Origin of the sequence: Pseudomonas sp. IC_126 (assembly GCF_004331835.1) — a bacterium.
Classification (GTDB): Bacteria; Pseudomonadota; Gammaproteobacteria; order Pseudomonadales; family Pseudomonadaceae; genus Stutzerimonas.
In genome coordinates this window covers 25,213-51,029 of record NZ_SJSS01000003.1, presented here as the reverse complement: position 1 = coordinate 51,029, position 25,817 = coordinate 25,213, and the positions used below count along the sequence as shown (strand labels likewise).

General features: G+C 61.2%; 26 protein-coding genes. 4 read left to right on the top strand and 22 right to left on the bottom strand.

Translation table 11 applies throughout. The features are described from left to right. From fliN to fliE, 13 genes are all read right to left on the bottom strand, one after another. Entirely contained in the window at window positions 1-468 is a 468-nt protein-coding gene (gene fliN, locus E0D86_RS11090; RefSeq protein ID WP_131650098.1) for a flagellar motor switch protein FliN, read from the bottom strand. Between the two features lie 180 nt (window positions 469-648). Further along, complete coding sequence (gene fliM, locus E0D86_RS11085; RefSeq protein WP_131650097.1) at window positions 649-1,620, bottom strand: flagellar motor switch protein FliM; 972 nt, start codon at window positions 1,618-1,620, stop codon at window positions 649-651. Window positions 1,621-1,632: 12 nt separating this feature from the next. Then, window positions 1,633-2,163, bottom strand: coding sequence for a flagellar basal body-associated protein FliL (gene fliL / locus E0D86_RS11080; RefSeq protein WP_131650096.1), 531 nt, complete (start codon window positions 2,161-2,163; stop codon window positions 1,633-1,635). 301 nt (window positions 2,164-2,464) lie between these two features. Continuing rightward, on the bottom strand, window positions 2,465-3,703 hold the full coding sequence (locus E0D86_RS11075; RefSeq protein WP_131650095.1) for a flagellar hook-length control protein FliK: 1,239 nt from the start codon (window positions 3,701-3,703) through the stop codon (window positions 2,465-2,467). Window positions 3,704-3,823: 120 nt separating this feature from the next. After that, on the bottom strand, window positions 3,824-4,180 hold the full coding sequence (locus E0D86_RS11070; RefSeq protein WP_131650094.1) for an Hpt domain-containing protein: 357 nt from the start codon (window positions 4,178-4,180) through the stop codon (window positions 3,824-3,826). Between the two features lie 29 nt (window positions 4,181-4,209). Further along, window positions 4,210-5,916 carry a fused response regulator/phosphatase gene (locus tag E0D86_RS11065; RefSeq protein WP_131650093.1) on the bottom strand — a complete coding sequence of 569 codons (1,707 nt, stop codon included), beginning with the start codon at window positions 5,914-5,916 and terminating at the stop codon, window positions 4,210-4,212. Then, on the bottom strand, window positions 5,916-6,221 hold the full coding sequence (locus E0D86_RS11060; protein WP_131650092.1) for an STAS domain-containing protein: 306 nt from the start codon (window positions 6,219-6,221) through the stop codon (window positions 5,916-5,918). The genes E0D86_RS11065 and E0D86_RS11060 overlap by 1 nt, the downstream gene beginning before the upstream one ends. 144 nt (window positions 6,222-6,365) lie before the next feature. Then, on the bottom strand, window positions 6,366-6,818 hold the full coding sequence (gene fliJ, locus E0D86_RS11055) for a flagellar export protein FliJ (protein WP_131650091.1): 453 nt from the start codon (window positions 6,816-6,818) through the stop codon (window positions 6,366-6,368). Window positions 6,819-6,821: 3 nt separating this feature from the next. Further along, entirely contained in the window at window positions 6,822-8,180 is a 1,359-nt protein-coding gene (fliI, locus tag E0D86_RS11050) for a flagellar protein export ATPase FliI (RefSeq protein WP_131650090.1), read from the bottom strand. Beyond that, window positions 8,170-8,946 carry a flagellar assembly protein FliH gene (gene fliH / locus E0D86_RS11045; protein ID WP_131650089.1) on the bottom strand — a complete coding sequence of 259 codons (777 nt, stop codon included), beginning with the start codon at window positions 8,944-8,946 and terminating at the stop codon, window positions 8,170-8,172. The genes fliI and fliH overlap by 11 nt, the downstream gene beginning before the upstream one ends. Window positions 8,947-8,961: 15 nt before the next feature. After that, window positions 8,962-9,978, bottom strand: coding sequence for a flagellar motor switch protein FliG (fliG, locus tag E0D86_RS11040; protein WP_131650088.1), 1,017 nt, complete (start codon window positions 9,976-9,978; stop codon window positions 8,962-8,964). After that, a complete protein-coding gene (fliF, locus tag E0D86_RS11035; protein WP_131650087.1) occupies window positions 9,971-11,755 on the bottom strand; it encodes a flagellar basal-body MS-ring/collar protein FliF in 1,785 nt (594 codons plus the stop codon). Before fliF ends, fliG begins: the two co-directional genes overlap by 8 nt. Window positions 11,756-11,770: 15 nt before the next feature. Then, the gene (gene fliE / locus E0D86_RS11030) at window positions 11,771-12,100 is read right to left on the bottom strand and encodes a flagellar hook-basal body complex protein FliE (RefSeq protein WP_131650086.1); all 330 of its coding nucleotides are present in this window, start codon (window positions 12,098-12,100) and stop codon (window positions 11,771-11,773) included. Window positions 12,101-12,321: 221 nt separating this feature from the next. On the opposite strand from fliE, the gene E0D86_RS11025 reads away from it, so the two are divergent. Beyond that, window positions 12,322-13,509, top strand: a complete 1,188-nt coding sequence (locus E0D86_RS11025) for a benzoate/H(+) symporter BenE family transporter (RefSeq protein ID WP_131650085.1) — start codon at window positions 12,322-12,324, stop codon at window positions 13,507-13,509. A 538-nt stretch (window positions 13,510-14,047) separates the two neighbouring features. Here E0D86_RS11025 and E0D86_RS11015 read toward each other — a convergent pair. After that, window positions 14,048-14,809 (bottom strand): SDR family oxidoreductase, encoded by a 762-nt coding sequence (locus E0D86_RS11015; RefSeq protein ID WP_131650083.1) that lies wholly within the window; start codon window positions 14,807-14,809, stop codon window positions 14,048-14,050. Window positions 14,810-15,024: 215 nt separating this feature from the next. Here E0D86_RS11015 and E0D86_RS11010 point away from each other — a divergent pair, with 215 nt between their 5' ends. After that, window positions 15,025-16,029, top strand: coding sequence for an NADP-dependent oxidoreductase (locus tag E0D86_RS11010; RefSeq protein ID WP_131650082.1), 1,005 nt, complete (start codon window positions 15,025-15,027; stop codon window positions 16,027-16,029). Between the two features lie 44 nt (window positions 16,030-16,073). Here the strand turns inward: E0D86_RS11010 and pyrF are convergent, their stop codons facing one another. Continuing rightward, window positions 16,074-16,769, bottom strand: coding sequence for an orotidine-5'-phosphate decarboxylase (pyrF, locus tag E0D86_RS11005; protein WP_131650081.1), 696 nt, complete (start codon window positions 16,767-16,769; stop codon window positions 16,074-16,076). A 162-nt stretch (window positions 16,770-16,931) separates the two neighbouring features. Here pyrF and E0D86_RS11000 point away from each other — a divergent pair, with 162 nt between their 5' ends. Both E0D86_RS11000 and E0D86_RS10995 read left to right on the top strand, forming a co-directional pair. After that, complete coding sequence (locus E0D86_RS11000) at window positions 16,932-17,099, top strand: DUF2897 family protein (protein WP_131650080.1); 168 nt, start codon at window positions 16,932-16,934, stop codon at window positions 17,097-17,099. 126 nt (window positions 17,100-17,225) lie between these two features. Then, window positions 17,226-19,793, top strand: coding sequence for an EAL domain-containing protein (locus tag E0D86_RS10995; RefSeq protein ID WP_131650079.1), 2,568 nt, complete (start codon window positions 17,226-17,228; stop codon window positions 19,791-19,793). Between the two features lie 31 nt (window positions 19,794-19,824). Here the strand turns inward: E0D86_RS10995 and E0D86_RS10990 are convergent, their stop codons facing one another. From E0D86_RS10990 to E0D86_RS10960, 7 genes are all read right to left on the bottom strand, one after another. Beyond that, complete coding sequence (locus E0D86_RS10990) at window positions 19,825-20,337, bottom strand: hypothetical protein (protein WP_131650078.1); 513 nt, start codon at window positions 20,335-20,337, stop codon at window positions 19,825-19,827. A gap of 116 nt (window positions 20,338-20,453) precedes the next feature. Next, window positions 20,454-21,896: a PLP-dependent aminotransferase family protein gene (locus E0D86_RS10985; RefSeq protein WP_131650077.1), complete on the bottom strand. Its 1,443-nt coding sequence runs from the start codon at window positions 21,894-21,896 to the stop codon at window positions 20,454-20,456. 112 nt (window positions 21,897-22,008) lie between these two features. Then, window positions 22,009-22,815, bottom strand: coding sequence for an OmpA family protein (locus E0D86_RS10980; protein WP_256681191.1), 807 nt, complete (start codon window positions 22,813-22,815; stop codon window positions 22,009-22,011). Continuing rightward, window positions 22,812-23,123 (bottom strand): DUF4398 domain-containing protein, encoded by a 312-nt coding sequence (locus tag E0D86_RS10975; RefSeq protein WP_131650510.1) that lies wholly within the window; start codon window positions 23,121-23,123, stop codon window positions 22,812-22,814. Before E0D86_RS10975 ends, E0D86_RS10980 begins: the two co-directional genes overlap by 4 nt. Before the next feature lie 49 nt (window positions 23,124-23,172). Then, window positions 23,173-24,006 (bottom strand): ABC transporter substrate-binding protein, encoded by an 834-nt coding sequence (locus E0D86_RS10970; protein ID WP_131650508.1) that lies wholly within the window; start codon window positions 24,004-24,006, stop codon window positions 23,173-23,175. 115 nt (window positions 24,007-24,121) lie between these two features. Beyond that, window positions 24,122-25,051, bottom strand: a complete 930-nt coding sequence (locus E0D86_RS10965) for an electron transfer flavoprotein subunit alpha/FixB family protein (RefSeq protein ID WP_131650076.1) — start codon at window positions 25,049-25,051, stop codon at window positions 24,122-24,124. Beyond that, window positions 25,052-25,801 (bottom strand): electron transfer flavoprotein subunit beta/FixA family protein, encoded by a 750-nt coding sequence (locus E0D86_RS10960; RefSeq protein ID WP_131650075.1) that lies wholly within the window; start codon window positions 25,799-25,801, stop codon window positions 25,052-25,054. Window positions 25,802-25,817: the final 16 nt, after the last annotated feature.

Genomic DNA, 25,817 nt, shown 5'->3' with positions numbered 1-25,817 from the left:
TCAGCGCAACTTCTTGATGCGTTCGCTTGGACTGATGACGTCCGTAAGCCGAATGCCGAACTTCTCATTCACCACCACTACTTCGCCGTGGGCGATCAGCGTGCCGTTGACCAGCACGTCCAGCGGCTCGCCGGCCAGGCGGTCGAGCTCCACCACCGAGCCCTGGTTGAGCTGCAGTAGATTGCGAATGCTGATCTCGGTGCTGCCGACTTCCATGGAGATGGAAACCGGAATATCGAGGATTACGTCCAGGTTCGGGCCGTCGAGACCGGCCGTTGCGGCCGACTTCGGACCGCTGCCGAACTCCTCCAGCGGTGCGCGCGGAGGTGCCGGCGCGGTGGCTGGCCCCTGATTCAGCAGCGCATCGATATCGTCCTGGTTGGCATCGCCCGCCTCGGCCAGCGCCGATGCCCATTCATCGGCCAACGCCTGCTCTTCGGCGGAAGTGTTTTCGTGTTCGTCTGCCATCGATAGTCCTCGACCGGCTGGTAAATGTTTAGCAGGCTGTTGAAAAACTACCTGCGTTGGCATTACTTCGTTAAAAACAGGCTCGGAATTCTCATTTAGAATACTAAACTCCGCTTCCTCGCCTGTTTTTGCCTCGTCTTGCCTGCCTCGCCTACGTTTTTCAACGGCCTGCCAGGCTAATCAACGTGGCCGCAATACGGACTCGAGCACCTGCAGGGCCAGATTGCCCTTGTGCGCGCCGAGCTTGACCTTGAAGGCGGGCATGCCGTTGGCGCGCATGATCATGTCTTCCGGCATTTCCACCGGAATCACATCGCCCGGCTGCATGTTGAGAATGTCGCGCAGCTTCAGCTGACGCCGCACCACCGTCGCGCTGAGCGGCACGTTCACGTCGAGGACGTCTTCGCGCAAGGCGTTGACCCAGCGCTCGTCCTGATCGCTGACATCCGACTGGAAACCGGCATCGAGCATTTCGCGGATCGGCTCGATCATCGAGTACGGCATGGTCACATGGAAGTCGCCACCGCCGCTTTCGAGCTCGATATGAAAGGTCGACACCACCACCACTTCGCTCGGGCTGACGATGTTGGCCAGCGCCGGGTTCACCTCCGAATGCACGTATTCGAAGTTGACGTCGAGCACCGCATGCCATGCTTCCTTCAGATCGACGAAGGCCTGATCCAGCACCATGCGCACGACGCGCAACTCGGTCGGCGTGAATTCGCGCCCCTCGATCTTGGCGTGGCGCCCGTCGCCGCCGAAGAAGTTGTCCACCAGCTTGAACACCAGCTTGGCGTCGAGGATGAACAGGGATGTGCCGCGCAACGGCTTGATCTTCACTAGATTGAGGCTGGTCGGTACGTACAGCGAATGCACGTACTCGCCGAATTTCATTACCTGCACGCCACCGACCGACACATCGGCCGAGCGGCGCAGCAGGTTGAACATACTGATGCGGGTGTAGCGGGCAAAACGCTCGTTGACCATCTCCAGCGTGGGCATGCGCCCGCGGACGATGCGGTCCTGGCTGGTCAGGTCGTAACTCTTGATGCTGCCCGGTTCGGAATCGCTTTCGGTATCGACCAGACCGTCGTCGACTCCATGCAGGAGCGCATCGATCTCGTCTTGCGAAAGCAGGTCTTGAACAGCCATCTACAACGACCCCTATTGCAATACGAAGTTTGTGAACAGCACTTGCTCGATGGCAAGTTTGCCGATTTCCTTCTGTGCCAGCTCCTGAACGCTGGCTGTGGCCTGCTGCCGAAGCATCTCCTGCCCGACCGGTGTAGCCAGGCTGGCGAACTCCTGACTGGAAAACAGCATGACCAGTTGATTGCGCAACAGCGGCATGTGTTCCTTCAGCGCGTCGAGTGCCGCCTGATCACGCGACATCAGCGCCACGCTAACCTGCATGTAACGCTGCCGGCCACCGGTGTTGGAAAAATTGACGATGAATGCCGGCGCCAACACTTCGTAGATCGCTGGCTGACGCAGCGGTGCAGTCGGCGTATCCGAAGCGGCTTCCGGCTGTGCTTCAGTATCGCCCCGACTCATAAAGTAGAACGTGCCGCCGATCGACAATCCGACCGCCAGCAGCAGGCCGAGTACGATCAGGACAATCAACTTGAGCTTGCCCTTGCCACCGCTCGCAGCCGCCGGGCTCGGTACGTCTGGGGGTCCCTGTTTCTTAGCCATGCCAAATATCCGTCATCACAAGGTGATTTCACTCGCAACGAAGCGCTACGAGCAACTGCTGTGCCAGTATCGGCCAGGGACGCGGAGCCGTAAACGGCTGCAACAGGCCCGCGCTGATTTGTAGACGAATAGTTGGCGCGAAGTCCGCGTTCGCCGCAAGGGCGCGCCTCCGACGAGCAGCGTCGGCGTAGGACTAGGGCAACGGACTTTTTAGTGGGAGGCCAGACCTCCGGGTCTGGCGTTTGTGTGCAGCGTCTTGGGCCGGGCGCGAGCCCCGCTCCCTAGGTCAATCACAAAGCACTCAGGCGTAGTAATCCACCAGACCGCGATCGCCCCCGGAACGGCTCGTGCTGACTTCAAGCGTGCCGCCAACGATTTCCTCATCCCCGGTAGCCGATACGCCGGCTACGCTCCGGCTGCGCGACTCGCTACCGTCGCCCTGCCAGCCCTTGGACTGGTCGGAAACATTCACATCCATGGTCATGCCCTGCTGCGCGAACATATCCCGCAAGCGCTGCATCTGCCCTTCCAATGCGTCGCGTACGCCAGCGTGAGGGCTGAGGAACGTGACCTGTGTCTGAGTCTGATCCTTGTTCATGTCGATACGGATTTCCATGCGACCTAACTCGGCAGGATCGAGTTGAATCTCGGCGGACTTGAGGTTCTGGCTCGACAGCCACATCACCTTGTCGACCACCGCTTCGCTCCAGCCGGACTGCTGCATTTGCACCGGCTGGCCCGGCACCATCGTCAGCCGCTGCGCCTGCTGAGCCTGAGTCTGCTGTGCAATCGCCTGGGTCAGCGGGTTGAGCCGATTGGCCGCCATATCGGTGGCGCTCGTGCGGCTCTCCTTCGGGGCATCCAGCTTGTCCAGCAGATCACTGAAACTTTCCTCCAGCGAGAGCTCGTCGGACTCTTCCGTCAGTTCCTCGCCCACCAACAGGCTCGCTGAGAGCGTTTCCTGGGTTTGCTCGGAGGCTTCATTCGGCATCACGGCGTTGGCGAACGGACTCTTCTGAGCAGCGGATTGGATATCCAGGGAACGCGTGCCCACCATAGCCGGCTCGGCCTCTGCTTCAGCGGACTCTACGCCGGCCTGAGCCAGCCCCAGCCCAGCCAGAAACTCGCTGCCGGTCGGCGGCTGTGTGGCCAGCGACTCGTCACTGACTGGCACCTGCCCGCCCATGCCGAACAACAGCAACGGATCGAGCTCGGTCTCGCCGTCTTGCGGGGCGCCATCGGCCATCTCGGCGTCAGCAGGCAATTCGTTGCCGGCTTCGGCCACGGTCGGCTTTTCGCTGCCGCCAGCTTCGGCGGTTTCCTGACTCGGCTTGTCGCCAGCCGGCTTGTCCCGGACAGGCTTTGCCGCAGAGTCCTGACGTTCGACCGGCTTGGGCTGGCGCTCCTTGGCGTAGACGTTGGCGAAGCTGGAAGGCTCGTCCCGGCTGGGCTGGCGGGCGGCCTGAGGGGTCGCGCTCGCTGCCTTTGCGACAGCCGTGGGAGCCTTGATGTTGAGCAATAGATCGGGGGAAACGGCCATGGGTCTTCCGCTCAGGATGATGACATTGCGTTTATTCAAGCAAAGTCCAGGCCATACGCTTTATAGACGCCTGTATCCGTAGCCCGGCCACCTAAGGTGCACGCCAATGCAACCCGCCAGTCAGCCGAGCCCGCCGTAGCGCTGGCGTTCGGCTCGGTAGAGAATCCGTACGATGGCAAATTCACGCTCGATGCGTTCGATCAAGTGGGGGGCTTCGTCGATCTGTTCGAGCCGCGCCGCTTCTTCCAACTGGCGACAGAGATCCGCCAGTAACGCTGCGCCCATGTTGCTGCAACTGCCCTTGAAGCTGTGGGCAGCCTGACGCAGGTTTTCCGCCTGACCGCTGCGGCAGGCCTGCTGAAGCAACCACAGCCGCTCTTCCGAATCGACCAGAAAGGTATCCAGTAGCACCGGATATTCCGCCTCCATCACCTCTTGAAGGGTCGCCAGCACGCTAGTGTCGAGATGATCGACCATCGATAGGCTCCTGGCTGGAAAGCAGCGAATTATGCATGAGCGGCCCAATGGAATTCGACATTCAGAACCTTGCCGTCCGGCTCCCAGTAGAAGCGTTCACTCATCTGACGAATCATCCGCAGCCCCCGCCCGCCCAGGCATCCGGCACAGTACTGCTGGTCCAGCGCCCGCTGCACATCGAATCCCGGTCCGCTGTCGCGCACTGCGATGCGCAGATAGCCTCGGGTCTCTTCGGACTTGACGCTCAGCTCGATGGACACTGAGCCTTCGGTCAGCTCACTCAGTCGCCGCTGGCGTTCCTGATAGTAGTTGGCAAAACCGTCGGCGTCGCACTTCATGGAGGAATCGAGCAGCAGCACGCCATGCTCCAGCGCATTGGCATAAAGCTCGGTCAGCACCGTGTAAATCGTGCCGGCACGGTGGCGCAGAGGTGATATCTGCAACAGCAGCTGCATGGTCATCGGCAGTGGGTTGTACTCGCGCAAGCTGCTGGGGCGCAGCTCGAAACTGGCGGACCAATCCCTCGCACGCAACTCTGGCGCGCCGAGTGGGAAAACAGCCGGCGATTGCGCCGCAACGGCATCCTCCGCCTCGATCATGTTCACTTCGACGAGGCTCAAGTCGTCAAGTATTTGACCGTGGAAATCATGCAGAGCGGCCTGGATTTCATCCAACAAGGACGAGGGCTCGGTGTTGGCATCCATGACCGCCAACAGCCGCTGCTCGCCGAATAATTCATCATCGGCACTGGTGCTCTCCAGCACACCATCGGACATCAGCAGCAGGCGATCACCGATCGCCAGTGGCAAGGTCTCGAAACTGTCATCGAAATGGAGCGCATCGAGTACGCCAAGCGGCAAATGCCTGGAGCGCAGCGGCAGCCGCTCGCCCTCCGCGGCCCTGAGAAGATAACCATCCGGCAGCCCGCCGTTCCAGACGCGCAACATGCCCTGCTTGAGGTTGATATCCAGCAAGGCGGCGCAGCAGAACATTTCCACCGGCAGGATCAGCTTCAACTTGGCATTGAGCTCGCACAGGATCTCGCCGCTGGAATAGCCTTTGGCGGTCATTCCGTAAAAGGTCTCGGCCAGCGGCATGGCACCGATGGCGGCCGGCAGCCCATGGCCGGTGAAGTCTCCCAGCAGCACGAACATCCTGCCGGCAGGCGCATGCGCGGCAAGCAGCAGGTCGCCATTGAACAGCGCGCGCGGAGACTGCCGATAACGGATGTTGGGTGCGCTCAGGCAACCGGCATGCGCCACCTTGTCGAAAATCGCCTTGGCGGCGCGTTGCTCGTCGAGCAATTGCTGATTGCGTCGCGCGATGAGATCACGCTGCTCCAGCACCGTCGCCTGCAGCCTGCGCAGACGATGCATGGCCTGGATCTTCGCTTCGAGGATGACCGGGTTGTAGGGCTTGGCGAGAAAATCATCGCCTCCCGCTTCGAGGCAGCGCACCAGCGCTTCGTGCTCGGTGAGCGAGGTGAGAAAGATGATCGGCACCAGCTCGTTGCCGGCCAGCTGTTTGATTTGCCGCGCGGCCTCGAAGCCGTCCATCACCGGCATCAGCGCGTCCATCAGCACCAGCTGTGGCCGTTCGCTCTCGAACAATCGGACCGCTTCTGCACCGTTGGACGCCGTAGTTACACGATGCCCCTGACGACCGACGATGGCAGCCAGCAGCATGCGGTCGGCCGCGCCATCCTCGGCGATGAGTATGGAGAGCCGGCGAGGCATCAGGCTATCGCGAACAGTTGTTCGAAATTGGATACCGAAAGGACCTTTCGCACATCTGGGTTGCAGTTGATCAGGCGGATATCGGCCTTATCGCTGCCGGCGTGATCGCGCAGCAGCAGCAACATTCCGAGGGCCGAACTGTCGAGATAGGTCGCGCCAGCGAGGTCGACCACGTAGCGCTTGGGCGCGCAATCAGCACGCTGATAGGCATCGCGGAATGCTTGATGAGCATTGAAATCGAAGCGCCCCTGGATGGTAATCGTCAGCTCCTGTCCATCTGCCGATAGCTGTGAACTGATGGTCATGTAGCACTCCTGATCCAAGCGGAAACGTGGCAGCCGTGTTTTGCCGGACGAACGAGGCGCATCCGCCGGAGCCTTTTAGGGCTGGCCGTACTGCAGTAAACAAACTGATGAAGATTTAGCACCCAAACCCCGGCACAGCAAGCATCAATCCTGTCTGGGCCGACTTGCCAGCCGCTGCGAGAATTCGTCGAGCAGCTTTTGCTCGCGCTTGTCGGCCGCCGTTCTCGCTTCCTGAATATAGCGATCGACCAATTTGCGCAGCCCATCGAGCCGTGCGCGTCGCTGCTGCCACTGCTCGCGGAGCTTGTCGAGATTGTTGCGATGCCAGTCGACACTGCGCTGCTGCTGAGCGATGGCCGATTCGAGCTGTGAAAGGAACCGCTGATAATTGACCAGCCATTGCCCGGATACGCCCTGGCTGCCCTGGCTCATCCATTGCTGCTGGTAGTCGCTGAAGTACTGGCGCAGCTCGCCCAACTTGGTTTCGGCCTGGGACAGTTGGGTTTGCCCCTGTCCAAATTGCCCCGCGGCGTCGCGCTCGGCCCGTTCAGCCATGTCGATCACGGGCGCCAGCCGCGCGGCACGACTCGTCGCCAAGGTTTAGCCTGCGGCCTTGGGATTGAAGACGTTGATCAGTGCGACCTCGCTCTGCGCCAGGGGTTCGGCTTCGTCCAGACCCTGCCGGAGATAGCGGACCATCTCCGCCTGCCTCGCGATGGCCAGATCGGTTTCCGGATCGCCACCCGGTACGTACGCGCCGACGCTGATCAGATCGCGGCTCTGCTGATAGCGCGACCACAGCTGCTTGAACCGCTGCGAGCTGCGCACATGTTCGGGACTGACCACCTGCGGCATGACCCGGCTGATAGAGGCCTCGATGTCGATCGCCGGGTAATGGCCCTCTTCAGCCAGCCGTCGCGACAACACGATGTGGCCGTCGAGCACGCCCCGCGCGGAGTCGGCGATGGGGTCCTGCTGATCATCACCCTCGGACAGCACGGTATAGAACGCCGTGATCGAACCGCCGCCCGCCTCGGCGTTTCCAGCGCGCTCCACCAGACTCGGCAGCTTGGCGAACACCGAAGGCGGGTAACCCTTGGTCGCCGGGGGCTCGCCGATGGCCAGCGCGATTTCCCGTTGAGCCTGGGCGAAGCGGGTCAGCGAATCCATCAACAACAGGACGTTCTTGCCCTTGTCGCGGAAATATTCGGCGATGCGCGTGCAATACATTGCCGCGCGCAGGCGCATCAAGGGTGCATCGTCCGCAGGCGAAGCGACAACTACGGAGCGCTTGATGCTCTCTTCGGTGAGGATGTTTTCGATGAATTCCTTGACCTCGCGGCCACGTTCGCCGATCAGCCCGACGACGATGATGTCGGCCTCAGTGAAGCGGGTCATCATGCCTAGCAACACCGACTTGCCCACACCGGTACCGGCGAACAAGCCAAGACGTTGCCCGCGGCCGACCGTCAACAGGCCATTGATGCAGCGGATGCCGACATCCAGCGGCTCGCTGATCGGGTGGCGGTTGAGCGGGTTGATCACTGGCCCGTCCATCGGCACCCAGTCCTCGGCCTTCATTCCACCCTTGCCATCCAGGGCGCGGCCAGCACCGTCGAGCACGCGCCCCAGCATCGAGGTGCCCATCGGCAGGCGTCCGGTATTTGCCAGCGGCACGACACGCGCGCCCGGCGCGATGCCGGCCAGGCTGCCAACCGGCATCAGATAAAGTTTGCCGGCGGAAAAGCCCATGACCTCGGCTTCGACCTGGGTCGGGTGGTAGCTGTCGTCGTTGATCACCAGGCAGCGGCTGCCGACGGCGGCACGCAGGCCTTCGGCCTCTAGCGTCAGGCCGACCATACGCAACAGCCGACCCTCGAGGATCGGCTGGCTGGGTAGCTTGATCGCCTCGCTGTAGGTCTCGAAGCGTTTGGCGAAGCTGGTGCGTTCAAGGCGCATCTGAGCTGTCCAGATCCAGGTGCAGATCAGCTTCGGGCGGGCTGGTAGCGTTTTCCCGCTGCTGCTCGAATAGCTGCTTGATCGCCTGGCTCAGCCGCGTTTCGACACTGGCGTCGATGCGACTCTGTTCGGTTTCGATCCGGCAGCCGCCCGGCAGCAGATCGCTGTCTTCGACGATTCGCCAGGTTTCTTCATGGCGCTCACGCAGCGCCTTGACTAGTTCGAAGTCCTGCGGATTGATATGGATGCGCACGTTGCTGGCGCCCATCGGCAACAACTTCAGGGCGTCCCGAAGCACCTGGCGAATCTGGCTGGAATCGATCAGCAGGTCGCGCTGAATCACCTCACGCGACAGCTGACAGATCAACGTGACCATGGCGTGTTCGAGGTTGCGATCCTGATCGGCGATGGGCTCGAGTAATTGCGTCATCACCTGCTCAAGGCTCGCGAGTTTGGGCGACAGCGCCGCGTCGGCTTCCTGCCGGGCTTTCAGTTGTCCGGCATGAAAGCCGTCCTTCTCGCCCGTGCTGAAGCCCTCGTTGTAGGCCTCCTGGCGAATCGCTTCGAGTTCGTCGAGCGTCAGCGGTTTGACGTCCTCGACCGGGACGTCTTCGCTGTGCGACAGGTCCTGGTCCGCGCCCGACTCCTCGAGCGCCTCCGGCTCCGCCGGTTCCCCGCCTAGCGGATCGAAGCTCGGCAAGGCCCAGCGATCGAAGAGATTGACGTCCTTCGCGCGGATCACATCGCTGGGATTTTCCTTGGACATACGGCTCGCTTAGACCTAGATCATTTCTTCGCCGCCTTTGCCGCCGAGAACGATTTCCCCGGCTTCGGCCATGCGGCGGGCAATGGTGAGAATTTCCTTTTGGGCGCCCTCGACTTCGCTGATGCGCACCGGCCCCTTGGCTTCCAGGTCGTCGCGCAGCAGTTCTCCGGCGCGCTTGGACATGTTCTTGAAGATCTTCTCCTTGATCGCTTCGTCCGCGCCCTTGAGCGCCATGACCAGCACATCGGAGGATACTTCACGCATGAGCGCCTGGATGCCCCGGTCATCGACATCCGCCAGGTTGTCGAAGACGAACATCAGGTCTTCGATCTGCGACGACAGATCTTCGTCGACATCGCGGATGGCGTCCATTAGCTGGCCTTCGACCGAGCTGTCGAGGTAGTTCATGATGTCCGCCGCGCGCTTGACGCCACCCAGCGTCGCGCGGGTGGTATTGGAGTTGCCAGAGAACTGCTTCTCCAGGATCAGATTAAGCTCCTTCAACGCCGCCGGCTGGACGGTGTTGAGCGAGGACACGCGCAGCACGATGTCGAGCCGCACCTTGTGATCGAAATGCGACAGCACCTCGCCCGCCTGGTCGGGGTCTAGATAAGCCACCACGATCGCCTGGATCTGCGGGTGCTCGTAGCGAATCACGTCGGCGACCGCGCGCGGCTCCATCCACTTGAGGCTGTCCAGGCCACTGGTGTTGCCGCCCAGCAGAATGCGATCGATCAGGCCGCCCGCCTTGTCCTCGCCCAGCGCCTGGGTGAGCATCTTGCGGATATAACCGTCGGAGCCGACCCCGAGGCTGGTCTGGTCGCCAACGATCTCGACGAACTCTCCCATCACCTGTTCTATCTGGTTTTTCTGGACGTTGCGCAATTGCGCCATGGCGGTGCCGACCTTCTGTACCTCTTTTGGACCGAGATGGCGCAGAACCTGCGCAGCATCGGCTTCACCCAGCGAGAGCAGCAGAATCGCGGCTTTGTCGACCTTGTTCAGCTTGGCTGGAACTCGTGCATCACTCATCTTCGTTGATCCACTCTTTGACGACCTGAGCCACCCGGCCCGGATCCTCTGCTACCAGATTCTTGATGGCATTCAGTTGCGCATCGTACCCCTCGGTCGGGCTCGGCAGCATGATGCTCTGCGGCCCGCTCAGGCTGACCCGATCATTGCTCAGCGCACCATCCAAACCGTCCATGTCAGCCAGTTCGCCGTCACTACCGACAGGCTGAAGCTCCTTGCCCTTTCCAGCATTGGTCAGGTTGTTCAGTACGGGCCGCAGCACACCGAACACCAGCACCAGGATGAACAGTACTCCAAGCACTTGCTTGACGATGTCCCAGAACCACGGCTGCGAGTAGAACGGAACGTCGATGAACGTCTCTTCTAGCGAGTCGGCGGCGAAGGGTGCGTTGATCACACTTACGCTGTCGCCACGGCTGGCATCGAAACCAACAGCGTCCTGCACCAGGCGAGTGAAGCGCGCCAATTCTTCGGCGGTGCGCGGCACACGAGTGGTCTGCCCATCAGCAGAGACCGTCACCTGGTCGTCGAGTACCACCGCAACCGACAAGCGGCGCAGGCGACCTTGTTGCTGTTTGGTGTAACTGATGGAACGGTCCAGCTCGTAATTACGGGTCGCTTGCTCACGCTTGTCTGCCGGATACGGCGCCAACATCGGCTGGCCGGTCGCCGGGTCCATGATCTGCTGACCATTGGCGTCCAGCAAAGGTTGCCCCGGTGCGACCGCACCCGCGGCGGCTTGTCCAGCCAGCGCATTTTCCGGCGCGGTGGCAGGGCCTGGAGGCTGATTGCTCAGCGCACCCGGAACGCCTTGCGGGCCGACGCTGCTCTGGCGCTGTTCGCTGACGCTCTGCTCGCTGCGCAGCGCCGGCTGATCCGGGTTGAAGGTTTCGGACGTCGATTCGACGGCGCTGAAATCCACATCGGCGGAGACTTCGGCCTTGTAGCGACCGCTGCCCAGCACCGGTTGCAGGATGTTGTGCACGCGCTGGGTGTAGAGGCTTTCCATCCGACGGCTGTAGTCGAACTGCTTGCCGGCCATGCTCAGCTCGGTCAGCCCCTGCTGGTCGGACAGCAGGTTGCCCTTCTGATCCACCACGGTGATTTGCGACTTGGTCAGCTCCGGCACGCTGGTAGCGACGAGGTTGATGATCGCCATCACCTGACTCGGCTCGAGGTTGCGGCCTGGATAGAGCTCGACCAGCACGGAAGCGCTCGGCTTGCGCTCGTCGCGCACGAATACAGAACTCTTCGGAATCGCCAGATGCACGCGCGCCGCTTTGACGTTGTTCAGGCTGGAGACGGTACGAGCCAGCTCGCCTTCCAGACCGCGACGGTAGCGGGTGGCTTCCATGAACTGGCTGGTACCGAGGCCCTGCTCCTTGTCGAGAATCTCGAAGCCGATGTTGCTGTCAGTCGGTGCAACGCCAGCGCTGGCGAGTTTCAGCCGCGCACGGGCGAGATCATCGGCCTTGACCAGCAAGGCGCCGGAATTGGGCTCGACGGTGTAGGCGATGTCGGCAGCAGCGAGGGTTTCCATCACCTGGTTGGCGTCCATCCCGGCGAGGCTGCCGAGCAGCGGACGGTAGTCCGGCTGTTGCGACCAGAGCACCACGGCAAAGCCGATGGCGACGCTCGCAGCCAGCCCGACCAACAGGCCGACCTGCCGCAACATCGTCATTTCGGAAAGGTTTTCCAGGAACGACAGGCCAAACAGCGGCTTCTTCGGAGCGTCCGAATCGACCGTTACAGGAACTTTGCTAAGCGCTTCAGCCATTATTCAAACCCTGCCTTAAACGGGCATCTGCATGATGTCTTGATACGCCTGGACCAGCTTGTTACGCACCTGGGTCATGGCCTGAAAGGAAACACTGGCTTTCTGCGACGCGATCATGACTTCAGTCAGGTCGATCCCGCCCTGCCCCATCTCGAAAGCAGTGGCCAGCTGACTGGAGGCTTGCTGGGTTTCGCTCACCTTGTTGACGGCCTGGCCGAGCATGTCGGAAAAGCTCGGAGCGCCAACCTCGGGGGTAGCGGTCACGGGCTTGGCGCGCGCCATCGCATCGGTCTGCATGGCCCGCATTTCCAGCATCAAGCGATTGAATTCGATACCCTGGCTCATCATTCCTCCAACAGCCGCGGATTTTTTGACGCTTCGCAGCAAGCACAGGGGTAATTGCAACATCGGTGCCAGATAAGTTCGTGGCTAGCCGCTTGCGACTGCTCGGTAGTCCAGCTTCCAGCGCTTATCGATTCTGTAACGTAGATCGTCCCATCGACTGTATGGTGACGCATGCGGCCGGTGCCCCTAGGCTAGGCCGAAAAAACCCAACAGAGACAACCATGCCGGACGCCGCCCACTCGCTATCCCGCTCCTTCGCCGACAGTTCGGCTTCGACCGTCGTGGCGGGTTTCATTGCCATGCTTACCGGCTATACCAGTTCGCTGGTCCTGATGTTCCAGGCCGGACAGGCAGCAGGGCTCAGCGGGGCGGAGATTTCCTCGTGGATCTGGGCGCTGTCGATCGGCATGGCGGTGTGCAGCATCGGCCTGTCACTGCGCTATCGCACGCCAGTGGTGGTCGCCTGGTCGACTCCCGGCGCGGCGCTGCTGATCAGTAGCTTGCCCGGCGTCCCTTATGGCGAGGCGATTGGTGCCTTCATCTTCGCGTCGGTGCTGATTGCGGTATGTGGACTTACCGGCAGCTTCGAACGCCTGATGCGCAAGGTACCCGCCTCGCTGGCGGCGGCGCTGCTGGCCGGCGTGCTGTTCAACATCGGCAGCGAGATCTTCCGTGCCGTGGACGTTCAGCCTGTGCTGGTGCTGAGCATGTTCTTCAGTTACCTGCTGGCCAAGCGTCTGGTGCCGCGCTACGCCGTGCTCTCGGCGCTGATCGTCGGCTGTGTGCTCGCCGGCGTGCTGGGGCTGCTGGACTTCAGCGAACTGAGCCTGAAAATCGCGGTACCGGTGTGGACCACGCCGAGCCTGTCTTTCGCGGCCATTTTCAGCATCGGCATACCGCTGTTCGTGATCGCCATGGCGTCGCAGAACATGCCGGGGCTGGCCGTGCTGCGCGCCGAGGGTTATCAGGTGCCGGCCTCGCCGCTGATTTCGGTCACCGGTATCGCGTCGGTTCTGCTCGCCCCGTTCGGCTCGCATGGTGTCCACCTGGCTGCGATCACCATGGCGATCTGCGCGGGTCCCGAAGCGCATCCCGATCCCGCCCGGCGCTATACGGCCGCGGTGTGGTGCGGGATGTTCTACGGCATCGCCGGCATTTTCGGGGCGACGCTGGCGGCGCTGTTCGCGGCCTTTCCGGCAGCCCTGGTGCTGTCCATCGCGGCGTTGGCGTTGCTCGGTTCGATCGGCAGCGGCCTGACCCAGGCCATGCAGACGCCGCACGAGCGCGAAGCGGCGCTGATTACCTTTATGGTCACCGCTTCCGGACTGACGCTGTTCGGTATTGGCGCGGCGCTGTGGGGGTTGATTGCTGGGGTGGTGACGTTGGTGATCTTGGGGAGGCGGGTTTGAAAACGCGTGCTGTTTTCAGAAACAGATGGCATGAATCGCTTTGCCGGGATGATTGCTGAGTGTGCTGACAGTTCAGGTTTCGCCCTGCTGGGCGAGTCCCTTTTTCTTGTTTGGCCAAGAAAAAGGAACCAAAAAGAAGGCCACCCCAACATCCGGCCTCCTGAAGGGGAACAGGGTCCGAGTTGCCTGAAAGATCGTTGATGCTTTGCTTAGCTTCTTTTGCACGAACCGTCAGGCGACATCAATCGCCCCTTTCAGGAGGGTGAGCGCAATCGTTGCGGAAGGGAGCGAGCCGCATGGATGCGGCGAGAGGCTTAAAGGGCCATGGATGGCCCTTGTAAGCCGGCCCCTGGAGCGACGATGGAGCGAACGAACCCCGGCGCAGCCGGGGCCGGATGCAGGGGCAAGACCTTTTGGTTTCTTTGGGGCGACTGCCAAAAGAAACTCGCCCAGCAGGGCGAAACCAAGCCATCAAACAACTCAATAAACACTTATAAACCCAAACCTTCCAAACACAGGGATTGCCCGAACCAAAACCCTAAATAGCCGTCGCCCCACCATCCACCGCCAACGCATGGCCGGTAGTGAAAGCCGCACCATCGCTGCAGAGATAAAGCACCGCAGCAGCGATTTCCTCAACCTTGCCGACCCGCCCAACCGGATGCATGGCCGCCGCGAACTCCGCCTTGCGCGGGTCCGCCTCATAGGCACGGCGGAACATATCGGTGTCGATCACCGCCGGGCACACCGCGTTGACCCTGATCTGCTTCTTCGCATACTCGATCGCCGCCGATTTCGTCAGTCCGATGACCGCATGCTTGGACGCCGCGTAGATGCTCATCTTCGGCGCCGCACCCAGTCCGGCTACCGATGCGGTGTTGACGATGGCACCTCCGCCCTGCGCCAACATCACCGGCAGCTGGTGCTTCATGCACAACCAGACACCCTTGACGTTGACGCCCATGATGGCGTCGAACTCCGCCTCGCTGCCTTCAGCCAGACGGCCCTTCTCGATCTCGATGCCGGCGTTGTTGAACGCGTAGTCGATGCGACCGAAGGTCGTGACCGCCTGCTCGACCATCGCCTTGACCTGCTCGTCGCGAGTGACATCGCACTGCACGAATATCGCCTCGCCGCCGGCTTCGCGAATGGCTTCGGCGCATGCCGCACCGCCCATCTCATCCAGATCCGCCACCACCACCTTCAGCCCCTGCTCGGCGAACGCTAGCGCCGTCGCGCGGCCGATGCCCGCCGCAGCTCCCGTTACCAACGCGACCTGACCGGAAAAAGACATGCTCATGCTAGATACCCTGATCGATTGAATGAAGGCGCCGAGTCCGAAAAATGACTGCAAGCCAAACGCGGGTCATGGTTATACCGCCATCCCAGGCGCGGATTAAGGGTTCAAGGGCGATATCACTCAGGCGGATGCCACTGCATTCCAAGATTCTCGCCTTGCTTGCGCGGCCGGCTTCGGCGGGCTAAACCAAGGTTCTTACATAGACCGAGGTTTACATGGACACGACCAATCGCCAGTTCCTCTTGGCCAAGCGCCCGATCGGCGCGCCAACCCGCGACACCTTTGAATTCGTCGAAAAACCCGTGAGCGAGCCCGGCGCGAACCAGATTCTGGTCAAGGTGGAATACCTGTCGCTGGACCCGGCCATGCGCGGCTGGATGAACGATGCCAAATCCTATATCCCGCCGGTCGGCATTGGCGAAGTGATGCGCGCGCTGGGTGTGGGCAAGGTAATCGCCTCGCAGCATCCCAATTTCGCTGAAGGCGATTACGTCAACGGCGCGCTGGGTGTGCAGGACTATTTCCTCGGCGAGCCGAAAGGCTTTTACAAGGTCGATCCGAACCAGGCACCGCTGCCGCGCTACCTGTCGGCGCTAGGCATGACCGGCATGACCGCTTACTTTGGCCTGCTGGCGGTGGGCGAGCCGAAGGCCGGCGAAACCGTGGTGCTGTCCGGCGCTGCCGGTGCGGTGGGCAGCGTGGCCGGGCAGATCGCGAAGATAAAAGGGTGTCGCGTGGTCGGCATCGCAGGCGGCGCCGACAAGTGCCGCTTCCTTACCGAGGAGCTCGGTTTCGATGCGGCCATCGACTACAAGAGTGAAGACGTCGCCGCCGGCCTGAAACGCACCTGCCCGAAGGGCGTCGACGTATTTTTCGATAATGTCGGCGGCGATATTCTCGACGCAGTGCTGACGCGCATTACCGTCGGAGCCCGCATCGTCATCTGCGGCGCCATCAGTCAGTACAACAACAAGGAGGCGGTCAAGGGGCCGGCGAATTACCTGTCCCTGTTGGTCAACCGCGCGCGCATGCAGGGCATGGTGGTGATGGATTACGTGCCGCGTTACCCCGAGGCCATGACAGACATGGCAGGCTGGATGCAGAGCGGCGAGCTGAAGAGCAAGGAAGACATCGTCGAGGGGCTGGAAACCTTCCCCGACACGCTGATGAAACTCTTCACCGGCGGCAACTTTGGCAAGCTGGTATTGAAGGTCAGCTAAGCCGTATGGACCGAGCCGGCCGCATCAGGCGACCGGCTCATCATTCACGCCAGCTCGGCGACTACTGCGGCCAGCGCCTGGGCCGGATCGGCCGCCTGCGCAATAGGGCGACCGATTACCAGATAATCCGAACCCGCCGCCATGGCCTCGGCTGGCGTGAGAATCCGCCGCTGATCATCCGCCTTGCTGCCAGCCGGACGAATGCCCGGCGTCACCAACTGCAGCCGGGCGAATTGCGCCTTCAATGTTTGGGCCTCCTGCGCCGAACAGACCAGGCCGTCCAACCCGGCCTCCTCCGCCAGGCCTGCCAGACGCAACACCTGCTGCTGCGGTGCTAGGTCGAGGCCGATATCGGCAAGGTCGGCCTGCTCCATGCTAGTCAGCACCGTGACGCCGATCAGCAGCGGCTTCGCCCCGCTCGCCTTGTCCAGCGTTTCGCGACACGCCGCCATCATCCGCAGGCCACCCGAACAGTGCACGTTGACCATCCACACGCCCAGCTCCGCCGCCGCCTTGACCGCCATCGCCGTGGTGTTGGGGATGTCATGGAATTTCAGATCGAGAAACACCTCGAATCCTTGTGCCTGTAGCGCTTCGACTATTTGCGGACCACAACGGGTGAACAGCTCCTTGCCGACCTTGACGCGACAAAGCGCCGGATCGAGTTGGCCGGCCAGCGCCAACGCAGCATCACGGGACGGAAAATCGAGCGCAACGATGATGGGAGTCTGGCAAGTCATAGCGATTCCTCGGCAAATTTTCGGCGCGCATTGTCGCAGAAAAAACATCGTCCAGGCGGCACGCGAGGGCGTCGCCCGCCAGGCAGTCCAATCACATAATGGCGCCGCTACGGTTCGTGACGTAAGGTGAAATGAACCGCGTCGTCATCAGGAGTAAAGAACATGCCTTGGTATATCTGGTTATTGCTGGCCCTGGTGCTCGGTACGATCGTTGGCGGGCTTTTGATGCTGCGCGCCGGCGCCCGCAAGATCCCGCTCACCGAAGAGCAGAAACAACGAATTGCCCAACGCAACGCCGAAGCGGATGCCGAAGACGCGCGGAACAGGTAGCGCCTGCTGGCAGCCAACCGTCGGTCATGTCCACCCGACCCATCACGCCGACTGGCCCGACAGTTAAAAGGGGGCTTTTGGGCCTTCATCCAAGTAATCCGTCTGCCTCCTTTGAAGGAAGCATCAATGTCATCAGTTTTCTCTTCGTTCGGAGCCGGCAGCCCGAAGGCGCAGGTCGCTTTCTCCCGACGGATTCTGCCCGGCATCGCCTGCCTACTGGCCGCAGCCCTGCTCGCCGCGGCGATCGCGGTGATACACATCGCCCGCACCATCGATCACGACGCCCTGGCTCTGGAACATTTTCTCGCTGGCAAAGCATTCGAGGCGCAGATGAATGGCATGTCCCGCCATGTCGCCGACAATGGATTCTGGGGCGACGCCTACGCCAACCTGAGCAAAGAGGTCAATCTGAACTGGGCCTACGAGCAGGCGAACCTCGGCCCTTCGCTGTATGACGATTTCGGCTATGAGGCGGTGTTGGTGATCGACGCCAGCGGTGAAACGACCTACTCGGTCATTCGTGGAGAGCTGGTGCGGATCGATGCGCGCGCCTGGCTTGGCAACGGACTCGACGCATTGCTCGCCCAGGCCCGCGAAGCGCTGGAACAAGAAGAGACTTCCGTCGGCATGCTTTCGGCCGAAGGTCACCCGGCCATGGTGGCTGCTGCCGTTATGACATCCGGCGACAGCGACGTCGAGGAAATGGACGATCCCGCCTCGATCCTGGTTTTCGCCGATGTGTTGGAGCCAAACAGATTGCTCGACTTGGGTCAGGCTTATGCGATCAACGGCCTGCGCCTGAACGGCGAAGCCGCCCGGAGCAAGGATGAAGTGCTTGCCCTGCGGACGCTTGATGGATCGCCCCTATCATTTACCTGGACGCTATCCCGGCCTGGCCGGTACCTGCTGTGGATGACCTTGCCGGTGCTCGCGACGGTCACCCTTGGCCTTGGTCTGCTTGCCTGGTTGCTGCTGCGCCAGGCGATGAAGACCGTAAGAATCATGGACGTCAACTACGAGCGCCTGGCAAGAAGCCGTAGCGCACTGGCCGCCAGCGAAGAGCGCTTCCGCGACGTAGCGGAAGCTGCATCGGACTGGATCTGGGAAACCGACCAGAATGCCCGCCTGACGTACCTCTCCCGGCGTTTCGAGGAGATTACCGGCCACGATCCAGCCGCCTGGATTGGCCGACCGTTGATCGACCTTCTGATCACTGATCACGCGGCGCTGCAGGACTGGCTGGCCGCTCCGCACAAGACACCATTGCGCTGCAGTTACCACGCGGCGAACGCCTGCGAGCGCCACTGCCGGCTTTCCGCCCGTGGGATCTACCGAAGCGACCAGCTATTGGGCTACCGAGGCACTGCCAGTGATGTCACCGAGGAAACCCGAGCCCAGGCACGCGTTCAGTACCTTTCGCAGCACGACGCCCTGACCGGCCTGCCCAATCGAAACCACTTGCGCGACTATCTGGACACCAAGCTCGCCTCGCTCACCAGCGCATCCCGACTGACCGTCCTGTATATCGATCTGGACCGTTTCAAGCCGGTGAACGACACACTGGGCCACAGTGCTGGCGACGAGGTACTGACCGGCGTATCCAGCCGCCTGACGCAGTGCATCAGAGCAGACGACCTGGTCGCGCGCCTAGGCGGCGACGAGTTCGTCATGGTGATGAGTCGCCTGCAGCACAACGAAGACATCGAGCAGCTTTGCGCGCGCGTCGTCGATGCGATCAGCGAACCCTTTTTCTATGAACGTACACAAATTCATATCGGTGCCAGCATCGGTATCGCGATAGCGCCTACCGATGCGACGCAAGCCAACGAGCTGCTGCGCTGTGCGGATATCGCCTTGTATCAGGCCAAGGCGGGTGGTCGAGGGACCTGGCGGTTCTATGGCAGCGAGATGGATAAACGACTGCTGGAGCGACGCCGACAGGAAGACGACCTACGTCAAGCGATCAGCGAGGATCAGTTCGAGGTTCATTACCAGCCTCGATATTTCGGCGACGGCATGCACATCATCGGCGCAGAGGCCCTGCTGCGCTGGAAACATCCCGCTCACGGCCTGCTGCTGCCCGAGCATTTCATTCCGCTGGCAGAAGAAACCGGGCTGATAGATCCGCTCGGCGAATGGGTGCTACGTCAGGCCTGCATCGAGGCGGCAAGCTGGACAAGCGACATCATGGTTTCAGTCAACCTTTCGCCCTTACAGTTACGCAACGATGAGCTGGTTGAAGTAGTTCAAGCGGCGCTGGAACAGAGCGGGCTTGCGGCCAATCGCCTCGAACTCGAAGTAACCGAAACAGCGCTGCTCCAGGAAAGCCAGCGCACACTGGCGGTGCTCAGCGAGCTAAAAACACTTGGCGTAAGGCTTGCCATGGATGACTTCGGTACTGGCTATTCATCGCTCAGCAACCTGCGCAACTACCCGTTCGACACCATCAAGATCGATGGCAGCTTCGTTTCCGGCATGGAGCACTCCGTCGAGGACCACTCCATCGTCAAGGCGCTGATCGAACTCGGGCATGGCTTGCGCATGCGCGTCACGGCCGAGGGCGTTGAAACCTCGGAACAATTGAAACGACTTCTCGCCAATGGATGCAGCGAAATGCAGGGTTTCTACATGAGCCATCCGCTCATGACCACGGACTTCCGTGCCCTGTTGAGCGGCGTCGAGACCGAGCCATAGGTCGGAACCCTGCATAACGGTGCCCGACCGGTCAGCGCTTGAGTTCGAAATTGATCTGAGCCCCGTCGATCAGCGCGTCGTCGCGTTCCAGCCCCGGCAACAGACTGCCGCTCATTTGCACCGAGCGAGAGTCCTCGCCTGATTCGAACAACGGCGGCAGTAGCTTCAAGGCCGCTGCGTCCGGGGCAGGTTCGAGCTCCTCGGCCCAATCCTCGGGAAGGCTCAAATCCAGCTCCGGCTCGGGCAACTTGACCTGCTCGACCGCGACCTTTTTCTTCGGCGCGGCCGAAACGGCCTTCGATTCGGTTGCCGGCACGACTCGCTCGGATGGCAGCTCTTCGGGATCGCCGGTAGTAATAGGCTCGAGTTCGATCTCGATTTTAGGTGGGATATCAGTTTCTCGTTGCACGGGCGCGGTTGCGGCGTTGCGATCGACCGAAGGCTGGACCTCAGGCGCAGCCGGTGGACCAGGCTGGGACGGTAGATCGTCTCCATCACAGGCGCTCAGAAAAAGCAGCGCAAGCAGCAAACTCGACCATTTCATCTGCCAACGCCCTCCTTCCAGACGATGTAAAACCACGGCACTCGACCAACCGATTTCCCCGCAGTTAACGCACACGCATGACAGCCTGTTTGCCGTGCCTTGCTCTAGGTTCCCGCCTACCCGATCGGTTCACTAACCTGCCGACATAGCTCCCCTGCCAGCTCGCCAAGGGTCTTCAATGCCCGCTCCGCTTCGGTCGTCAACGGCAATGCGCAGTTGAGCCTCACACAGTGGTTGAACTGCTCGGTGTTACTGAAAATAAGACCGGGCGCAATGCTGATTCCGCGCTTCAGGGCCTGCTGATGCAATTCCTTGGCATTGACCCGAGCCGGCAGGCTGACCCAGAGGATGAAACCGCCCGTTGGCCGCGTCATTTGCGTGCCCTCTGGAAAGTAACGCTGCACCGCCAACTGAACGGCACTTAGATTCTTTCGATACTCATGGCGGATGTATCGCAGATGGCGATCGTATCCACCATTTTCCAGATACGCCGAAACCGCCATCTGTGTGACGCTGCAGGCCGAATGCGTACTGAACGTCTGCAGGCGCTGTATTTCTTCTCGATAACGACCGGGAACGATCCAGCCGATGCGCACACCTGGCGAGATCGTCTTGGAGAAGCTCGAGCAGTAGATCACTCGCCCCTCTCGATCATTGGATTTGAGCGCCTTGATCGATCCCGCATCGAACAGTAGCTCGCCGTAGATATCGTCCTCAACGATTTGGATGTCGAAACTCGCCGCCAGTTTCAACAACTGCTTCTGCCGCGCGTCGGGTACGCTGCCTCCCAGCGGATTGCTCAAGCGCGCCGTCAAGACCAAGGCTTTGATTGGCCATTGGCTGGCGGCCAGCTGCAGCGCTTCCAGGCTGAGTCCGGTATCCGGATCGCAGGGAATTTCGATGACCTTGAGCCCGAGCAGGTCGGCCAACTGCAGCAACCCGTAGTAGCTGGGCGACTCGGCCGCGATCAGGTCGCCCGGTTTGGTCAGCACCCGCAACGACATCTGCAGCGCGTCGACACAACCATGGGTGATCACCACTTCGTCCGGCCCGACGACCACGCCGGCGTCGCGCATGCGAATCGCCACTTGCCGGCGCAACGGCTCGTAACCGGGGCTGAACATATAGCTGAACGCCCGCTGGCTCTGAAAGCGAGTGACCTTGGCGAGCTGTTGATGCAGGGCGCGAGCCGGCAAGTAGTCCACATGAGGCACCGCGGCCCCCAGCGGAATGAGCCCGTCGCGGCGTGATTCGCTGAGAACCTGATTGATGATGCTGCTGCGTGTGACCAGGGTTGGCCGCTCGACCTGCGCAATATCCGGTGTGGGCGCGGTCAGCGCCGGCGTGTGGTGGACGTAGAAGCCTGATTGCGGACGCGCCCGGATCATTCCCTGATCTTCGAGATTGGCATAGGCCTGCAGGACCGTCGCATGGCTGACATTCAGCTGCATGCTCATCTTGCGCACCGAGGGCACGCGCTCGCCCGGACGGTAGACGCCGCGGCGAATGTCTTCGGCAAGCTGGTGTGCGATGCGCTGATAAAGCAACAGATTGGTCATTTCGTCCGGCTCCGGCAACTGAACCATAACAGTAGTACAACACCGTTATACGAAACCAATACAGTTACCGGCGAACTCGCCGACACAGTCAGTTACGTTTGCCGCCAATTGATCAACGAGCGCTGCCCAGCTGCCCTTGTTCGTTCGAAAACAAGATCTCGACCCGCCGGTTCTGCGCACGGCCACGCGCCGACGCGTTCTCCGCGACGCGGTATTGCTCGCCGTAGCCGACCATTTCCATGCGCGCTGCGTCGATCCCCAGGCTCTGCAGAAAATTACCCACCGATTGGGCGCGTGCCTGAGACAAGACGAGATTTTCGGCCGCACCGCCCCGGTTGTCGGTGTACCCCTCGATGCGGATCTTGCGCTTGGGATTGAGTTGTAGAAAATGCACGACCTTGAGCAAGGTGCGATTGGCCGATGATCCCAGTTCGGCGCTGTTGGCCCTGAACAAGACATCGCCCAGAGTCATCACCAAGCCGCGCTCAGTTTCGGCTGCCGCCAGGCCAATCATCTGGTCTTCGAGCCAACGGCCCTGTTGCTGCAGATCGAGCAGCTTGGCTTCCTGCAGAGCCTGGCGCAGGCGCTCCCATTCCATCGCCTGCTGGGTGGCGAGCCGCTGATTCTGCAATTGCTCGCTGTGCTGGCGAGCGATCTCGCTGTAGCGCTTGCCGAGATAGGCGTAATGGCCAACATCTTCCGTGCTGCCCCAATAGCTGGCAAACCGCTTGGCTCTATCCAGCGATTCGGCCGCGCGCATCACATCTTTGGGCGCATCTTGAAGCACCTGTTGGTCCTCACTGACGCTTTGGAACACGGCAGCCGCTTGTTCCAGTTGCTGTTGCGATGCGTGCGTGGCGCAACCCTGGAGCCCGACGAGTGACGCCAGCAATACAGAGGCCAGAAGAATAGGCTTCACTGCAAGGCCCTCAATTGCTCACGGAGCCGTTCGATGCGGCGGTTCACTTCTGCCAGTTCTTGCTGGCTTTTATCGTTGAGCACCTTTGCCTCCGCCAGCCGAGCGTCCAGTTCAGCTTTCTCGGCTTGCAGGCGTGCTTCCCGATAATCTTCGTCTTTCATCGCAGCGACGGCAGCTGCGAACGCTTGTTCGGCCAATACCAACTCTGGAGTCGCCTGCGAAGCACCAACTGAACGAGCCTGGATCAACGCCTGCTCGGTCAGACGCAGCTGTTCGGTGGGTGCCGGATCGCTGGCGCAGCCGGCCATCATCGCCAGCACCAGCATGCATGGAAGAAGTCTTATCAAGATTGGATTCCTAGCGTTGCGAATCGCCTGACGGTGCCGGTTGGCGTTGTTTCCACCGCTCGAGATTCTCTACCAGCAGTTGCTGCGGCACGCCGGCGGCGCGCAATTCTGTCATTTTTATTGCGAGCTGTCCGCGTAGCCAAGGGCTGTTGCAGGCCGAATCGTGTGCCACAGCGAAATGCATGCCGCGGCTACCGACCGATGGCTCAAGCCGCTGCATGTCGTCCAGCACCCCCTGCGATCCGGCTTGCGCGACGGCACTGTAGCGCTCATGCAGTATGTAATCGGCCTGGCCAGCCATCAGCCTTTTCACGGCTTCCGCCAGGGAGGGAGCCGAACTCAAGCGAAGATTGTTCTTCGCATAGGTCGCTAACTCACCACCGAAACGCGTCGCTGCGACATAGGTGCCAGGCCTGTCCTTTAGATCGTCTCGACCGGAATAGAAAAAACCCGGCTCGTTGCGTACCCAAGCGGCCGTTTCCAGAACGGTGATGGAAGGATGGATGAAGTCTAGGTACGCCAGTTCTTTCGGGCTGAGCAGCGCATCGACCAGCAGGTCTACCCGGCCGCTGCGAACCTCCTCGAGCGCCTTGCCGCTATCGCCGGTGTAAAGAACTTCGAGTTTCAGATCGAGCGAGTCGGTGATCTTCTTCAGCAGCTCGGCGTTCGCGCCCACCAGACGCTTGGGGTTCTGCGGGTCGCGCCACAGGAATGGCGGGTTATCCGCGCCACCGGTCGCGATTAGCCGGTCGCACTTCGAAGCCGCCGCGCCCGCTGCAAAGGGTGTTGCCAGCAGCAAGGCGATCAAAGCGAACTGAACGGCACTGCGCATCGAGAACCTCATCATTCGAATTCGGACAGGCACCCATCGGCGCCAGACGGGATGTTACCACTGGCCGCCGCAGCCGAGCGCCCACAAAAAACCCGCTGCGAGAGCGGGTTCTTTTGAGGCGGCTCGATTAAACGAGCTGTTCGAGCTCCGGCACGATCTCGAACAAGTCACCCACCAGGCCGTAATCGGCGACCTGGAAGATTGGCGCTTCTTCGTCCTTGTTGATCGCGACGATCACCTTGGAGTCTTTCATACCGGCCAGGTGCTGAATGGCCCCCGAGATACCCACGGCGATGTACAGCTGCGGCGCAACGATCTTGCCGGTCTGACCGACCTGCATGTCGTTCGGCACGAAACCAGCATCGACTGCCGCACGCGAGGCGCCAACGGCAGCGCCGAGCTTGTCGGCCAGCGAGTACAGGTGCTTGAAGTTCTCGCCGTTCTGCATGCCGCGGCCGCCGGAGATGACGATCTTGGCAGCGGTCAGCTCGGGACGGTCGGACTTGGCCAGCTCTTCGCCCACGAAGGAAGAAATGCCCTTGTCGCCAGTGCCCGAAACCTGCTCGACGGCAGCCGAACCACCTTCTGCCTTGACCGGATCGAAACCGGTGGCACGCACGGTGATCACCTTGATCGGCGCGCTGGATTGAACGGTGGCGATGGCGTTACCGGCATAGATCGGGCGCTTGAAGGTATCGGCGCTCTCGACGGCGATGATCTCGGAGATCTGGTCGACGTCCAGCTGCGCTGCAACGCGCGGCAGGAAGTTTTTGCCGTTAGTGGTCGCGGCAGCCAGTACGTGGCTGTAATCCTTGGCCAGGTCGGCAATCAGCGGCGCGACGTTTTCCGGCAGCTGGTGGGCGTAGGCTGCATCGTCGGCGACCAGTACCTTGGACACACCTTCGATCTTGGCAGCTGCTTCGCCGATGGCGCCACAGCCTGAGCCCGCGACCAGTACGTGGATGTCACCGCCAATGGCTTTCGCGGCAGCAACGGTGTTGAGGGTCGCAGCAGCCAGAACGGCGTTGTTGTGTTCAGCGATAACCAGGATAGTCATTTAGATTACCTTCGCCTCGTTCTTCAGTTTCTCGACCAGTTCAGCTACCGACTTAACCTTGATGCCGGCGCTACGGGCAGCCGGTGCTTCGACTTTCAGGGTCTTCACGGTGGAGGTGGTGGTGACACCCAGCGCGTCTGGAGTCAGAACTTCCAACGGCTTCTTCTTGGCCTTCATGATGTTCGGCAACGACGCATAGCGCGGCTCGTTCAGGCGCAGGTCGGTAGTAACGATCGCCGGCAGGTTCAGCGCAACGGTCTGTGCGCCGCCGTCGATTTCGCGCTCGACTTTGACCTTGTCGCCTTCCACTTCGACTTTCGAGGCGAAGGTGCCCTGGGCGTAGCCAGTCAACGCGCCGAGCATCTGGCCGGTCTGGTTGTTGTCGCTGTCGATGGCCTGCTTGCCAAGGATGACCAGCTGCGGCTGCTCCTTGTCGACGACCGCTTTGAGCAGCTTGGCCACGGCCAGGGAGTTGAGTTCTTCGGTCGATTCGACCAGCACAGCGCGATCGGCGCCCAGTGCCAGCGCGGTGCGCAGCTGCTCTTGGGCAGCGGTCGGACCAATGGAAACCACGACGATTTCGCTCGCCACGCCCTTTTCTTTCAGGCGCACGGCTTCTTCCACGGCGATTTCGCAGAAGGGGTTCATCGACATCTTGACGTTGGCGAGGTCGACGCCGGAGTTGTCCGCCTTGACGCGAACCTTGACGTTGTAATCGACCACTCGTTTGACAGCTACAAGAACCTTCATGGATTCCTCGTTACTC